The organism is Rhizobium leguminosarum bv. trifolii WSM2297 (genome assembly GCF_000271845.1).
In genome coordinates, this window is the sequence record NZ_JH719395.1 from 3,500,084 (window position 1) to 3,515,123 (window position 15,040).

Annotated in this window: 8 protein-coding genes; all 8 read right to left on the minus strand. The window is 62.0% G+C overall.

Annotation, left to right across the window (positions count from 1 at the left end):
* Window positions 1-32: 32 nt before the first annotated feature.
* The 8 genes from RLEG4DRAFT_RS32150 to RLEG4DRAFT_RS32180 all read right to left on the minus strand — a co-directional run bounded on the left by RLEG4DRAFT_RS32150 (window position 33) and on the right by RLEG4DRAFT_RS32180 (window position 15,025).
* Window positions 33-8,552, minus strand: a complete 8,520-nt coding sequence (locus RLEG4DRAFT_RS32150; RefSeq protein WP_003583077.1) for a GH36-type glycosyl hydrolase domain-containing protein — start codon at window positions 8,550-8,552, stop codon at window positions 33-35.
* Window positions 8,553-9,110: 558 nt separating this feature from the next.
* Window positions 9,111-9,275, minus strand: coding sequence for a hypothetical protein (locus RLEG4DRAFT_RS41055; RefSeq protein WP_003583078.1), 165 nt, complete (start codon window positions 9,273-9,275; stop codon window positions 9,111-9,113).
* Between the two features lie 161 nt (window positions 9,276-9,436).
* Window positions 9,437-9,625 carry a hypothetical protein gene (locus tag RLEG4DRAFT_RS32155; protein ID WP_003583080.1) on the minus strand — a complete coding sequence of 63 codons (189 nt, stop codon included), beginning with the start codon at window positions 9,623-9,625 and terminating at the stop codon, window positions 9,437-9,439.
* A gap of 162 nt (window positions 9,626-9,787) precedes the next feature.
* Window positions 9,788-10,537, minus strand: coding sequence for an ABC transporter ATP-binding protein (locus RLEG4DRAFT_RS32160; protein ID WP_003583081.1), 750 nt, complete (start codon window positions 10,535-10,537; stop codon window positions 9,788-9,790).
* Window positions 10,534-11,367 (minus strand): ABC transporter ATP-binding protein, encoded by an 834-nt coding sequence (locus RLEG4DRAFT_RS32165; protein ID WP_003583083.1) that lies wholly within the window; start codon window positions 11,365-11,367, stop codon window positions 10,534-10,536. Before RLEG4DRAFT_RS32165 ends, RLEG4DRAFT_RS32160 begins: the two co-directional genes overlap by 4 nt.
* The gene (locus RLEG4DRAFT_RS32170; RefSeq protein ID WP_003583086.1) at window positions 11,364-12,299 is read right to left on the minus strand and encodes an ABC transporter permease; all 936 of its coding nucleotides are present in this window, start codon (window positions 12,297-12,299) and stop codon (window positions 11,364-11,366) included. Before RLEG4DRAFT_RS32170 ends, RLEG4DRAFT_RS32165 begins: the two co-directional genes overlap by 4 nt.
* Window positions 12,296-13,363 carry an ABC transporter permease gene (locus RLEG4DRAFT_RS32175; protein ID WP_003583087.1) on the minus strand — a complete coding sequence of 356 codons (1,068 nt, stop codon included), beginning with the start codon at window positions 13,361-13,363 and terminating at the stop codon, window positions 12,296-12,298. The genes RLEG4DRAFT_RS32170 and RLEG4DRAFT_RS32175 overlap by 4 nt, the downstream gene beginning before the upstream one ends.
* Before the next feature lie 18 nt (window positions 13,364-13,381).
* Window positions 13,382-15,025, minus strand: a complete 1,644-nt coding sequence (locus RLEG4DRAFT_RS32180) for an ABC transporter substrate-binding protein (RefSeq protein ID WP_003583089.1) — start codon at window positions 15,023-15,025, stop codon at window positions 13,382-13,384.
* Between the last annotated feature and the right edge of the window lie 15 nt (window positions 15,026-15,040).

The window sequence follows — 15,040 nt, forward strand, 5'->3', positions numbered from 1 at the left end:
AATCGCCGTGTTTTTCAGCGTGGAGAACGCTGTTATCCGAGCGGATATCCCTCTTCGGGATCGGTGACTTCGCAGCCGTTGACTGACAGAGTGTAGCCGCTGTCATTGGACGCTTTTGAGACCGAAATGCGGTATTTGCCGCCGGCCTGTTCAACCTCTGCCGCAAAACCGTCCCATTCCGACGGGAGCGACGGCCGCACATAAAGCTTCCCGCCCTTCAGCCGGATGCCGAGGATGCCCTCGACGGCGGCGCGGTAAAGCCAGCCAGCAGAGCCGGTATACCAGGTCCAGCCGCCGCGCGACGAATAGGGTTCATGCCCGTAGACGTCGGCCGCCACGACATAGGGTTCGACGCGGTATTCTTCCGCCGAAGCCTTGTCGAGCGCATGGGTGATCGGGTTGAGGATCTGGAAGCAGCGCAACGCGTCATCGCCCCGCTTCAGCTCCGCCAGCGCCATCACCACCCAGGTCGCGGCATGGGTATATTGCCCGCCATTTTCGCGCACACCCGGCGGATAGGCCTTGATATAGCCGGGATCCCTGGCGGAATTGATAAAGGGCGGCGTGAACAGCCGGATGATGCGGGCATCCTCGTCGACCAGCTGGTCGAGCACGGCTTCCATCGCCGTGACCGCGCGGGCTGGATCACCCTCGCCCGACAGCACGCTCCATGACTGCGCAATCGAATCGATCCGGCATTCGGGGCTTTCCTTGGAGCCGAGCAGCGCACCGTCGTCGAACGTGCCGCGGCGATAGTAGCCGCCGTCCCAGGCCGCGGTTTCGAGCGCCTTCTTCAGCTCGGTGAGATGCGCCGACCAGCGCTCCACACGCGCCGTGTCACCGCGCTCTTCGGCATAGGGAATGAAGGAGCGCAAGGCGCCGGCGAGGAACCAGCCGAGCCAGACGCTGGTGCCGCGCCCGCCGATGCCGACGCGGTTCATGCCGTCGTTCCAGTCGCCGCCAAGGAACAGCGGCAGGCCGTTTGTCCCCTTGCGGGCTATGGCGAGATCGAGCGCCAGCGCCGCGTGCTCGTAGACGCTCGCCTTGTCCTCGGAAATCTCCGGCTTGTAGAAGGAGTCGTGCTGGCCTTCGAGCAGCGCCGGCCCTTCCAGGAAGGCGATCTGCTCGTCGAGCACGCTCTTATCGCCGGTGACGCTGCAATAATGATGGATCGCATGGCTGAGCCAGACGACGTCATCCGAGATCAATGTGCGCACGCCCGCACCTGTTCCCGGCAGCCACCAATGCTGCACGTCGCCTTCGCGGAATTGGCGCGAGGCGGCATTCAGGATCTGCCCGCGGGCAAGCTTGGGTTCGTGCAGCACGAAGGCCAGCGTGTCCTGCAGCTGATCGCGGAAGCCGAAGGCGCCGCTTGCCTGGTAGAAGGCGGTGCGGGCCATGATGCGGCAGCCGAGGCTCTGATAGGGCAGCCAGGTGTTGACGAGATTGTTCATCCCGCGATCCGGCGTCGATATCTGCAGCCTGCCGGTAAAATCCCGCCAGAAGGCCCGGTTCGCCTCGACGGCATCATCGAACGAAGCCTTGCGGATATCGGCAATGACGCTGCGCGCTTCTTCCTCCGTCGGCGTATCGCCGAGGAAGAAGAAGAAGTCGCGCTCCTCGCCGGCGTCAAGCTCGACGTCGATCGCAAGGGCCGCGGCCGGATCACCGTCGAGGTCGGCCGTGCCGGAAAGCGAGGCGGCGGAGATGACCGCCTGCGGCGCCTGGATCGTTCCCGCCTTGCCGACGAATTCGCGCCGGCTTGCCGAGAAGCTCGAAAGCGCCTCGCTCGCCGCGAAGAAGGCGGTGCGGTTGGAATAATCGATGCTGTAGGGATTGGTGGCAAACAGCGCCCCTGTTTCCTCGTCATATCGAGACAGGATGAAGGGCGCGGTGCGTGCCGCATTGGCGCCGAGAATCCACTCGACATAACCGTAGAGACGCAGCCTGCGGCTGGTCGAACCGGTGTTGCGCAGGCGCAGGCGTTGCAGCTTCACCGGCCTTTCGCGGTCGATCGTCTGCGTCATCTCCAGCGCGATATCGTGCTGAACGCTGGAGAAAACCGAATAGCCGAGCCCGTGGCGGGCTTCGAAACGGATGTCCGGGCGGCGCGAAAGCGCTGCGAACGGCGTCATGACCGCACCGCTGTCGAGATCGGCGAGATAGAAGGCCTCACCCGAACGGTTGATCACCGCATCATTCGACCAGGAGGTCAGCTGATAGTCGCGCGAATTGGCGCTCCAGGTAAAGCCGGCGCCCTCGGCCGAGACGTGGAAGCCGAACCTGTCATTGGAGATCACATTGATCCAGGGCTGCGGCGTCGCGTGGCCGCCGGGCAGGCGAACGACATATTCACGTCCGTCGCGGGCAAAGCCGCCGATGCCGTTCCAGAAGTCGAGATCGCCCTCTTCCTCGATGACGACGGCGGGCACGACGGGTGGCGGCACCGGCGCGACGCGCTTGACCGGGACCTTGTTGCGCTCGGCCCGTTCCATCTCCTGCAGTTCCTCCTTGGAGGGTGCAAACAGCGCCACGGCGCGGTTGATCTGGTCGACGACCTTGCCGTTCTTCGTATGCAGCGTGACGCGGGAAGCCGCGATCAGCGCATGATAGGTGCTCTCCTCCATCAGGTCCTTGCGAACCGCAAAGATATGCTGGCGCAAGCCGTCGGCCTGGCCCATGCGGCGCACATTCTCGCACATGGCGTCGAGCGCGTGCTGCATGTCCTGCGCATAGGAAGAGGCGCGTTCGTTCATGATGACGAGGTCGGCGGTGACGCCGCGCGAGCGCAAATATTCCTGCGCCAGCAGTGCCTCACGGGCGATTTCGAGATCCATGTCATCGTTGATGCGCAGCGTGAAGATCGGGAAATCACCGGAGATCGCCAGCGGCCAGAGCGCCGATTGCGACTGCAGGCCGGCCTCGACGGTCGCTTCGTCCTTGCGCAGCTGCATGTCGGGATAGACGAGGTAGCGGCCGAGATGCTGGAAGGCCGCCGCTTGCTGCGAGGTGACCCCGACATGGCGCATTTGCACCTGTGTGCGCGTCCAGGCCTGGACCAGTTCGTGGGTGAAGGCGTCGGGATGGCGGTAACGATTGACCGCCTTGTCGACTTCGTCGCGGCTCGGCGCTGCGATGGTCCAGAAGATCACGCTGACTTTCTTGCCGGCCGGCACGCGGACGGTGCGACGCAGCGACATCACCGGATCGAGCATGAAGCCGTCGCTGCCGGAAAGCGCCGCCCCCGGCTCAAAGGCTGCCGCATCGGCAAGGCTGCGGCCGCGGCCGATGAACTTGCGCCGGTCGGTCTCGAACTCCGTGTGGCGGGTATCGCCGGCATTGTCGACGATCAGATGAGCGATGCTGATGTTCGGCTCGTTCGGATCGCGCTTGTTGCGTTCGGCGCGGATGACGTCGCCGCGCTTGCCGATCTCGGTCTTGACGAACATCCGGGCGAATGCCGGATGCGCATTGTCGGTATCGTCGGAGGTGATCACCGGTTCGAGATAGGAGGTGACTTCGATGAAACGGTCTTCCGTGCCCATGTTGAGCAAGGTGACGCGGCGGGCCTCGGCATCATGCTCGGTCGCAATGATGCACTCCACCTCGCTTGTGAGGTCGCCGACCGTCTTGGTGAACTGCGCCTTCTCGTCGGCGAATTCGACCTTGATCTTTTCGCCCTCGACACCCTTCGGCTCCGATGTCGTCGACCACCATTCATTCGTGGCGGTATCGCGCAGGAAGATGAAGCTGCCCCAGCGGTCTTCGGTCGGATCGGCTTTCCAGCGGGAAACAGAAAGGCCGTTCCACCGGGAATAACCAGCACCCGTCGCCGTCAGCATCAGCGAATAATGGCCGTTCGACAGGAACACCAGTTCGCGGTCACGCGAAGCCGGGTCGCTGATCTTCCTGATCTCCGGCCGCAGCAGATCGTCCTGGATGCTGGCTGGCGTGTCGGATTCATGCTTGCCGCTCATGACCGGAATGTCGCGCGGCGCCTTTTCTTGCAACAGCAGCTCCGCTGCCTCGATGACCGGATCGGCGTGGAAGAGTTCACGCAGATGGCCGTTGAATGCGACGTTGGCGACGGCTGCGATCGACATGCCGTGATGGTGGGCATAATAATTGTAGACCACCGCGCATTTCTTGCCTTCCGGCACGCGCGTCGGCGTGAAGTCGACGGCATCGTGGAAGCCGAACTTGCCGAGCGCACCGACCTTGCGCAGCCGCTGCAGGTTTTCGAGCGCGCCCGGCGGGTCGTACTGGCTGGCAAGCAGCGAGGCGTAAGGCGCGATGACGGCATTGTGGCCGAGGCCGCGCTTCAGGCCGAGCGTCGGCACGCCGAAATTCGTGTACTGATAGTTGAGGTTATGGTCGCGGGCATTGAAGGCCGCTTCCGAAATGCCCCACGGAATGCCGAGCTTGCGGGCGTAATTCATCTGCTCGACGACGACCAGATTGTTGGTCTGGTTGAGAATGCCTCCGCCGCGTTCCTGCATGACGAGCGGCGGCATCAGATATTCGAACATCGAGCCGGACCAGGAGACCAGCGCGCCGCGCGATCCCACAGGCACGACCTGGCGGCCGAGGCGGTACCAGTGCTCTGTCGGAAGATCGCCCTTGGCAATGCCGAACAGGCTGGTCAGGCGGCATTCCGAAGCGAGAAGGTCGTAGCAGGCCTGGTCGAGTTCACCGCTTTCGACGCGGTAGCCGATCGACAGCAGGCGCCGCTCCGGCCGGAACAGGAAGCCGAAATCCATCGAGAAGGCGAGATCGCGGGCCTTGTCACGCAGTGCCACCAGGCGCGGCCTGAGCGCATCGACCTTGGAGAGGTCGAAAGTGCTGTCTGAAATATGCGCCTCGCAAACCTTTACCAGCGAGGCCGCCCATTGGGTGACCTCTTCACTCTGCTTCGACTTGACCTCATGGTCGAGATTGGCGGCGAGCTTCTCGATGTCGCGCGCGAGAACGGCGAGGTTGATGATGCGGATCGAGGCGAATTCATGCTCGCGCTTGACGGCGGCAAGCGCGTTCTGGAAGCCGACGATGCGTTCCTCCAGCCGCCGGCGCAGCGGCCGCACGGTCTTGCGGTCATCGGGCAGGTCCGCCAGCACTTCACCCAGAATGCCGGCTGTATCGCCGACGCCGTCGAGATTGCCCTGCATATGGGCGGACGGCGCCTCGGCCCAGTTGCGGCAGGCGGACGATATGGCGATCAGATGGCCGGCGAGATTGCCGCTGTCGACGGCCGAGACATAACGCGGCCCGAGCGTCTGTAGCGTATCGGTGTGATACCAGTTGAACAGATGGCCGCGGAATTTCTCCATTCTGTCGATCGTCGAAATCGTCTGTTCCAGCCGCTCGAGCGTCTCCTCGAAGGAGAACCAGCCGAATTGCCGGCCGGAAACGACGGAGAGCAGATAGACGCCGATATTGGTCGGCGAGGTACGCGCCGCGACAATGACATGCGGCGTTTCCTGGATATTGTCCGGCGGCAGATAGTTCTGCTCGGCGGTGGTGAAGGTCTCGAAATAACGCCAGGTGCGCCGGGCGATCTTGCGCAGTTCGCTCGATACCGAATCGGCGACCTCGAGCCGATCCTCGGTCTCTGCCGACTGGCTGACATACCAGGCAACGACAGGCGACAGGATCCACAACAGCGCGAAGGGAATGCCGACGACGAAGGCGCTGCCGCCGGGCAGGGCGGCAAAACCAAGCGCCAGCAGCGCCAGCACCGGTGCATGCCACATCGCCTTGTAATAGGCGATCAGCGTGCCCTGGCCGCCGGCCTGAACGCTGGCGGCGGTCCGCCACTGCAGCATCAACTTGCGGCTGACGAACAGGCGGTAAAGCGAACGGCCGATCGCATCGGCCATCATGGCAGCCGAATCGGCGATGAAGACGATCCGCAGTGCGACCTGCGCATTGGCGGCGGTGATATCGGACCAGACCGTATAGAGATGGGCGCGGGCAATGATATCGCTGGTGCGCGGAATGATGCCGTTGATCAGCGACAGCGTCGGCGCGACGAACAGGCAGAAGATCAACAGAATCTGCCAGATGAGGGCGCCGAGCGGACCCATGAAATACCAGCCGAGCACGGAAGCGAAGAACCAGGCGATCGGCGTCAGCGAGCGGCGCAGATTGTCGAACATCTTCCAGCGGCCCAGCGCCGTGACGCCGTATTTCGGATTGAACATATAGGGCAGCAGCTGCCAGTCGCCGCGCGCCCAGCGATGCTGTCGCGAGGTCTCGACTTCGTAGCGGATCGGGAAATCCTCGACCAGTTCGAGATCGGTGACGAGCGCGCAGCGCGCCATCGAGCCTTCGAGAAGATCGTGGCTGAGCACCGAGTTTTCGTCGATCCGGCCCTTCAGCGACGCTTCGAAGGCATCGACATGATAAAGGCCCTTGCCGGTGAAGGTGCCTTCGCCGGCGAGATCCTGATAGACGTCGGAAACGGTGAAGACGTAAGGGTCGAGGCCGCGGTTGATCGAAAAGACGCGCTGGAAGACCGAGGCGTCCTTGCCCGTCGTCAGCGACGGGGTGACGCGCGGCTGCAGCACGCCGTAGCCGCTTTCGACACGGCCGGTTTTCGGATTGATGACCGGGCGGTTGATCGGATGATAGAGCTTGCCGACGAGCTTGGTGACGGCATCGCGCATCAGGCGCGTATCGGCATCGAGCGTCATGACATATTGCACATTGGCGGGCACGGTGTTGGCGCCCGGCAGATAGGTCGTGTCGCGGTCGCCGCGCAGCAGCATGTTCAGCTCGTGCAGCTTGCCGCGCTTGCGCTCCCAGCCCATCCACACACCTTCGGAGGGATTGTAGAGGCGGCGGCGATGCAGCAGATAGAAACGCGTCTTTCCGTCATAGGCATAGCGGGCGGAAAGATTGGCAATCTCGCGCCTGGCATAATCGAGAACCTCGAGATCGGCAGGCGTTTCCTCGGCCTCGCTGTCCGGCCAATCGCTGAGCAGCGCGAAATAGAGCTCGCCGCGCGGATTGGCGAGATAATGAACCTCGAGATTGCGCACGTGATCGTCGACGCTGTCGCGGTTCGAGATCAGGCAGGGCACGACGAGCAGCGTGCGCGCATCCTCCGGAATGCCTTCCTTGAACTCGTAGCCGACGAGGCGCGCCGGTGTGACGAAGAAGGAAAGCACTGTGTTGAAGAGACCCGTCGCTCCCTCCGACGCCGGCAGTGAGAACATCAGCAGCAGCAGGGCGATTTCGATCGGCCCCATGCCGGCATTGGCCATGAACCGGCCGACGATTGCCATGGCGATGACCGTCAAAAGCATGACGGGCACGGCGATTGCCAGCCAGTTGAACTGGCGCACCGCGCGCACGAAATGCTGGATCATCGTCGGGCGATAATTCGCCCGCGCCTCGAGCTTCGGCCGCTGCGCGCCGGACAGGAAACCGCCGACATTCGGTTCATGCGGCTGCGGCTCGTCGGAGGCCTTGGCGGCATCGGTCATGTCGAGCGCCAGCTGGGCGATTTGCATTTCCGTCAGCGGCGAGCGTTTGGCCAGCTTTTCGATCTGCTTGCGGTATTTGTTGCGCGAGCCGGAATCGAGGATGCCGTAATCCGAATGTTCCCAGAGCAGCTTGTCGACATGGCTGACCTGCTCGACCCAGACCGACCATTCGGCATCATCGATCTCGCGAAGGCTGCGGATGATGTTGCCCATCGTCACGTTGCCGGAAGAGAGACGGCTGTGTTCTGCCGTCGTCGCCTCTTCTGTATTGCGGCCAAGCTCTTCCAGCCGCTCGTCGAGCCAGGTAATTGCCAGACTCGATGTCTGCGAGCCGTCACGCATGCGATAGAGGAACTGCGTCGAGAAGGTATTGTCCTCGGCAAGCGGTTCCAGCGTTTTCAGATAGCTGGCCGCCGCCGCCGGATCGGACAGTCGCACCAGTTCGTCGGCCGCCTCGTTGGCGCGGCGGCGCAGACGGCGGCTGGCTTCGACACGACTGGAAATGCGGCGAAGGTTCTCCACCAGCACGTAACGCACAAGCGAAGGCAGCGCCCAGAGTTCGCCGATCCTGAGCGTCTCGCTGGCCTGAAAGCCGTCGACCAGCGCCGTCAGGCTTTCCTGCGAGATCGTGCTGTGGGTATGGGCGACGTAGAGCCAGGCAAGTACCAGCGTGCGCGGCACCTCGACACCGCCGACGGTCATGGTCGGCAATTCGCGATAGAAGCGGCGGGGGAAGTCGCGCCGCACCTCCTGGATCGCCTCTTCGACGATATAATGATTGTCCAGCAGCCATTCTGCCGCCGGCGTGATCGTCTCGCCGGCTTCGACGTCGGTCGCCGTAGTCCGGTAGACGCGCAGAATTTCCTTCTCGTTTTCCTTATGGCGCGCGAAGAAATCGAAGGGGGCGAAAGCCGGCAGCCGGTCGACGCTGCCGCGGGCGACCGCGTCGCCAATCCCCTTGATGTCCTCGATGGCAAGATAGGTCGAGCGGATCGAATCGTTGTGATCGATCTGCTTCGTCTCGGGTTCGCGCGGAAGGCTCGGAGAAAGATTAGAAATAGACATGGGTTCGGTTCTGGATCCAAACAAAGTTATGGCTGTTTTGCTCAGCCTTTTGCACTGCTTATCATGACTGCTACATGAACGGAGCCCGTTTCTTCGAAGATCGATGAAGCCGGGATAAATGACGCTTGGGCCAAGCGATGCGAACGGGTTAAGCCCCGGTTCAGGGCGCGGCCCGACGGGTGATCATGACCATCGATACCCTCTCCGCGAAAGCCATGTCGAAAATTGGACACCATCGGGATAATTCAAGTCAAGAGGCATGAACGGGGCGCCCAGTGAGCTTGGAAACTGCGCGAACGGCACAATGCGGCCCCTGGTTCCGGCAATGCAAGAGTTCCGCGATTTTAGGAAAAGACGCGTGATCCCGGTCGCATCACCGGTTCGAAAACGCCGAGATGCCAGACACAAGACGGAAATGCGGCGCACGAAGAAGTTCGATGCGGCCGCGCGTGATGAATGAAGAAATACGGAAGAACGAAGGGGGATCGGATGCCGATCAACCCGGAAAGGCGAAAACCGCCGAACGCCGGCCTTTTGCCGGCGTCTATCATCAGCCGATCAGCCGACGACCCCGCAAACCATGGCCACGACGAACAGGAATGCCGCCGTGAAGATTGCTCCATGGAGCACCGTTTGAAGCCTGTGGCGCGTGGTCATCGGCTTCTTGGTCTCTACGGAACCGTACTGGGTCACGTGAGCATGCGAAATACCCAGATCTGCCATATGTCGCCTCCGTTGTTTTTCATGCGGCCGGTTGTGCGGCTCGCGTTGATATTCGTATATTCTCTATCAAGTAGGTAGAGATAAATTTCCGTCCAGAGCGAACGAAAGAGAAAATTCAACCAGCCCTTTCAGCAGCACCGCCTTTTTGGCAGCCTGCTTTTTTAGCAGAGCGTGCGCCATGCCCAGATCAACGAGCGCTCGACGGCGTCTTCGGTCTGAGACGGGTTGGCGGGGACCTCGATCAGTCGACGGTCCTTTTCCGCAGGCATGGAGACCGAAACCTGTTCCCGACGATCGGCTTTAACCGGCGGATCGAGGTAGCCCATGGTCATCCCACCGAGAAAGAACATGCCTCAACCTCCATCGATCACGAAAGCTAACAATCGTTAACAGGATCATGACAGAAGCGGGGCGCCTGTCAATAGTCTAGCTGAATGGTCGTCTTTTAGGGAAGCATTATCCTTAACGCCGCCGCCGCTCTCTTCTTTTCAAAGAATTGAAAAGATTACCTTTCAGGCTTTGACGAAGCCTTTGCTGGCGATCATCAAATTTCTCGTGTAGTCCTCATGAACCGCACCCTCCGCCAATGCCCGAGAGCTCAGCCGCTCGACGACGGCGCCGTTGCGCATCACCGCCAGCCTTTCGCACATATGGGTGACGACGCCGAGGTCATGGCTGACCATCACGAAGGTGAGCTTGCGGTCGCGCCGGATTTGCTCCAGCAGGTTCAGCACTTCGGCCTGCACCGAGGCATCGAGCGCCGATGTCGGCTCGTCGAGCAGCAGGATCGACGGCTCGACGATCAGTGCCCGGGCGATCGCCACGCGCTGCCGCTGGCCGCCGGAGAGCTGGTGCGGGTAGCGGAAACGGAAACCGTTGCCGAGGCCGACCTCGTCGAGCGCGCGTTCGATGCGCGTCTCGCTGTCGGCAATGCCATGGATCGCCAGCGGCTCGAGCAGCAGCCGGTCGATGGTTTGGCGCGGATGCAGCGAACCATAGGGGTCCTGGAAGACCATCTGCACGCGCCGATAGAAAGATTTGCTGCGCTTCGAGCCCCTCAGTGCTTCGCCATCGATGTGGATCGCGCCGCCACTGATCGGCGCAAGCCCGGCCACGGCCCGCAGCAAGGTCGACTTTCCCGAGCCGGATTCGCCGACGAGACCGAAGGATTCGCCGCCCTCGATGGTGACGCTGACATCCTTCAGCGCGTGAAAATGATCGTAGACCACACTGAGATTGTCGGTCTCGACAGCTGCGCTCATGCCGCCCACTCCGGCCTGCGGTCGAGCACCGGCAGCGGATGACGGTTCTGACCGATCTCGGGCATGCAGTTCAGCAGCCCTTGCGTATAGGGATGCTGCGCATGTTTGAGATCGGCAGCCGCCAACTCCTCGACGATCTTTCCGGCATACATGACGATCACCCGGTCGCAGAAGGACGAGACCAGCCTGAGATCATGGGAAACGAAGATCAGCCCCATGCCGCGGTCGGCCACCAGCCTGTCCATGATTCTGAGCACATCGAGTTGCACCGTCACGTCGAGCGCCGAGGTCGGCTCGTCGGCGATCAACAGTTCGGGGCCGGCGATCAGCATCATGGCGATCATCGCGCGCTGCCCCATGCCGCCCGAAACCTCATGCGGATGCAGGTCGAAGACACGTTTCGGGTCGCGGATCTGCACCGCTTCCAGCATGGCGAGCGCCCGTTCGCGCGCCTCCGTCTTGCCGACCTTTTCATGTGTGCGCAGCGTTTCGCAGATCTGCCGCCCGATCGTCATGACCGGATCGAGCGAATATTTCGGATCCTGCAGGATCATGGCGATGCGCTTGCCGCGCAGCCTGCGCCTTTGACCGGCCGAGGCCTTGATAAGATCGATACCGTTGAAATCGAGCTTGTCGGCCGTGACGACGGCGTGTTTCGGTGTCAACCCCATGATCGCCCGGCCGGTCTGCGACTTGCCGGAACCGGATTCGCCGACGATGCCGAGCCTTTCCTTACCGAGCGTGAAGGAGACGCCGCGCACCGCCTCGATCACGCCGGTGCGCGTGGGGTAGCTGACCTTGAGCTTGTCGACCGTCAGAAGTGTCGTCACTGGCCGCTCTCCTTCGGATCGAGCGCGTCCCGCAGGCCGTCGCCAAGCAGATTGAAGCCGAGGCTGACGATGAGGATGGCGATGCCGGGCATCCCCGCCACCCACCATTGATCGAGGATGAAACGCCGGCCCGAGGCGATCATCGCACCCCATTCCGGCAGCGGCGGCTGCGCCCCCAGGCCGAGGAAGCCGAGACCGGCCGCCGTCAGGATGATGCCCGCCATATCCAGCGTCACCCGCACGATCAGCGAGGAAATGCAAAGCGGCATGACATGGCGCACGACGATGCGCAGCGGCGAGGCGCCCATCAACTTCACCGCCGAAATATAATCGGACCGCCGGACCGTCAGCGTCTCGGCGCGCGCGATGCGGGCATAGGGCGGCCAGGATGTGATGGCGATGGCAATGATCGCGTTCTGGATGCCGGGACCGAGAGCAGCGACGAAGGCCAGCGCCAGCACCAGCTTCGGAAAGGCGAGGAAAATATCGGTGATGCGCATCAGCGTCGCGTCGACCCAGCCTCCGGCATAACCCGATACCGTGCCGACGATCAGACCGACCGGCGCCGAGATGACGGCGACGAGCACGACGACGAGCAGCGTCAGACGCGATCCGTAGATCAGCCGCGAATAGATATCGCGGCCCTGGTCATCCGAACCGAGCAGGAATCCACCCGTCCCGGGCGGCAGCAGCCGGGCATTGCGCAGATCGCCGACAACAGGATTGTGCGTCGCCAGCACGTCGGCGAAAGCGGCGATGAAAAGCAGCGCCACGATGATCAGCAGACCGACGACGGCAAGCCGGTTGGCGGTGAACTGCCGCCAGGTGACGTAGGCGCGGCCGAGACGGGCCTGCATGCGCGATTGCGGCCGGTCGGACAGCAGCCATTCGCGGCGGCTCATCGCTGGAGATGGGCTGGCAGGGGCCGTCATCGGTTTTTCGTCCTCGGGTCGAGCGTCCGGTAGAGAAGATCGGACAGAAGATTGATGCCGATGAAAACCGTGCCGATGACGATGGTGCCGCCAAGCACGGCATTCATATCGGCATTCTGCAGCGAATTGGTAATGTAGAGCCCGATGCCCGGCCAGGAAAAGACGGTCTCGGTCAGCACCGATCCTTCGAGCAGACCGGCATAGGAGAGCGCAATGACGGTGACCAGCGGCACGGCGGCGTTGCGCAGTGCATGGCCCCAGATCACCCGCGTTTCCGAAAGCCCCTTGGCGCGCGCGGCAACGATATATTCCTGCGAAAGCTCGTTCAGCATGAAGCTGCGGGTCATGCGGCTGATATAGGCAAGCGAGAAATAGCCGAGCAGCGACGCCGGCAGGATGATGTGGCGGAAGACATCGTAAAAGACATCCCATTGTCCCTGCCAGGCACTGTCCAGAAGGTAGAATCCGGTGATCGGCGTGAAGGTATATTCGAAGACGATGTCGATGCGGCCGGGAAAGGCGACCCAGCGCAGTTTCGCATAGAAGATGACGAGCGAGATCAGCGCCAGCCAGAAGATCGGCACCGAATAGCCGATCAGGCCGATGACACGCACCAGCTGGTCGGCGATACTGCCGCGCCGCACGGCGGCGAGCACGCCAAGCGGCACGCCAACGAAAGCGCCGATCAGTGTTCCCAATGTCGCGAGCTCGACCGTCGCCGGGAATGCCCGGCGAATATCGACCATGACAGGATTGGTCGTCAGCACCGAATTGCCGAAATCGCCGGACAGGACGCCTTTCACATAAATATAGAACTGCTGATAGAGCGGCAGGTCGAAGCCCATCTCCCGCCGCACGCGCTCGACGACATGGTGGGGCGCGCGGTCGCCGAGGATGGCGAGCACGGGATCAATCGGCACGACGCGGCCGATGAAGAAGGTGACGGCCAGAAGGCCGAAATAGGTGGTGACGGCGGCAAACAAAAACCGCCCCAGCGCCTTTGCGAACGCTTCAGCACGGCCCTTTCGGGGCCGCGCCTCCTGTGTTGTTCCGACGATGCTCAAGCGACCAATCCTGCCGGACTATTCCTTGGCGATCGGACCGACGAAATTGGTGTCGAAGCTCGGACCCAGTTTGAAGTCCTTCACGCTTTTGCGATAACCGGCCACCTCGGTCTGCTGGAAGATGAAGACGAAGGGGCTGTTTTCAAGGTATTTCTTCTGGATATCCTGATAGATGGCGGCGCGCTTGGCGGCGTCGCGTTCCAGCAGTGCTGCCTTGGCTTGCTTGTCGAGCTCCGGCGCTTCCCAGGCATTGCGCCACGCGAGCGTCTTTACCGTGCCGGCATCGGAATTGTCGGGATTGCCAGTAAACGTGTCGGCATTGGAATTCGGGTCGAAATAGTCCGAGCCCCACTGGCCGATATACATGTCGTGGGTGCGGGCGCGGTACTTGGTCAGCGTCTGTTTGCCGTCGCCCGGGATGATTTCCATCTTCACGCCGGCCTGCGCCAGCGTCTGCTGCATGGATTCGGCGATGCCAGTCACCGGCTGCGTGTTGCGCACGTCCATGGTGATCGAGAAGCCGTCGGGGACGCCGGCCTTGGCGAGCAGTTCCTTGGCCTTGGCGACATCGAGCTTGTAGGGGTTTTCGTCGAGTGCGCCGAGCTGGCCCTTCGGCAGGAAGGTCTGATGGATTTCGCCGATACCCTTGATCAAGGTCGCGCCGATCGCATCGTAGTCGACCAGATATTTGAAGGCTTCCTGAACTTCCGGCTTCTTCAGGTTCTCGTTCTTGTTGTTGAGGCTGACATAATAGATCGTGCCCTTCGGCGCGCTCGTCGTCGCCAGATCGGCATTCTTCGAAACGGCGTCGATATCACCAGGCTCGAGGTTCCGGGCGATATCGATATCGCCGGCTTCGAGCGCCAGCCGCTGGGCCGAGCTTTCCTTCATAAAGCGATAGATGACGCGATTGAGCTTCGCCTTGTCGCCGTAATAATTGTCGTTGCGCTCCAGCACGACCACTTCATTGGCGCGCCATTCGCGCAGCTTGAAGGCGCCGGAACCGGCATAACCGGTCTTCAACCATTCATTGCCGAAATCATTGTCGTATTTGTGCTCGGCATCGGGCGTCACCGCCTTCACATGCTCCATCACCAGCTTCTTGTCGACGACGGAAGCGACCGTTGCCGTCAGGCAGTTGAGCACGAAGCTCGGCGCATAGGCCTTGTCGACGGTGAAGACGAAGGTATTGGCATCCGCCGCCTTGGCCTTTTCCACGACGTTGTCGCCGGTCAGGCCGAACTGGGTAAGGATGAAGGCCGGGCTCTTGTCGAGCTTGACGGCGCGCTCGAACGACCAGGCGACGTCTTCGGCGGTGATCGGGTTGCCGGAGGCGAATTTCAAGCCCGATTTCAGCTTGAACGTATAGGTGAGACCATCATCGGAAACGCTCCAGCTGTCGGCCAGATCGCCCTTGACCTTGGAGGTGTCGTCCATGTCGAGACGGACGAGCAGGCTGTAGCTGTTGCTGGTGATTTCGGCGGTCGAAAGCTCGAACGCCTCACCCGGATCCATCGTGATGATATCATCGATGGCAAAACCTTCGACCAGCGTATCCTTGGGCGTCTCGGCAAAGGCCGAGGGTGCGGCCATCATTAGCAGCGAAAGAGCGGCTCCTGCGGAAAGCAGGCGGAAATTGCGGCTGAGCTTGGTGATCATCATGGTCTGTTCCCCTGT

Bases quoted from the DNA above. Each gene is read 5' to 3' on its own strand.
- RLEG4DRAFT_RS32180 (WP_003583089.1), bottom strand. From the start codon at position 15,025: ATGATGATCACCAAGCTCAGCCGCAATTTCCGCCTGCTTTCCGCAGGA.
- RLEG4DRAFT_RS32160 (WP_003583081.1), bottom strand. From the start codon at position 10,537: ATGAGCGCAGCTGTCGAGACCGACAATCTCAGTGTGGTCTACGATCAT.
- RLEG4DRAFT_RS41055 (WP_003583078.1), bottom strand. From the start codon at position 9,275: ATGGCAGATCTGGGTATTTCGCATGCTCACGTGACCCAGTACGGTTCC.
- RLEG4DRAFT_RS32155 (WP_003583080.1), bottom strand. From the start codon at position 9,625: ATGTTCTTTCTCGGTGGGATGACCATGGGCTACCTCGATCCGCCGGTT.
- RLEG4DRAFT_RS32150 (WP_003583077.1), bottom strand. From the start codon at position 8,552: ATGTCTATTTCTAATCTTTCTCCGAGCCTTCCGCGCGAACCCGAGACG.
- RLEG4DRAFT_RS32170 (WP_003583086.1), bottom strand. From the start codon at position 12,299: ATGACGGCCCCTGCCAGCCCATCTCCAGCGATGAGCCGCCGCGAATGG.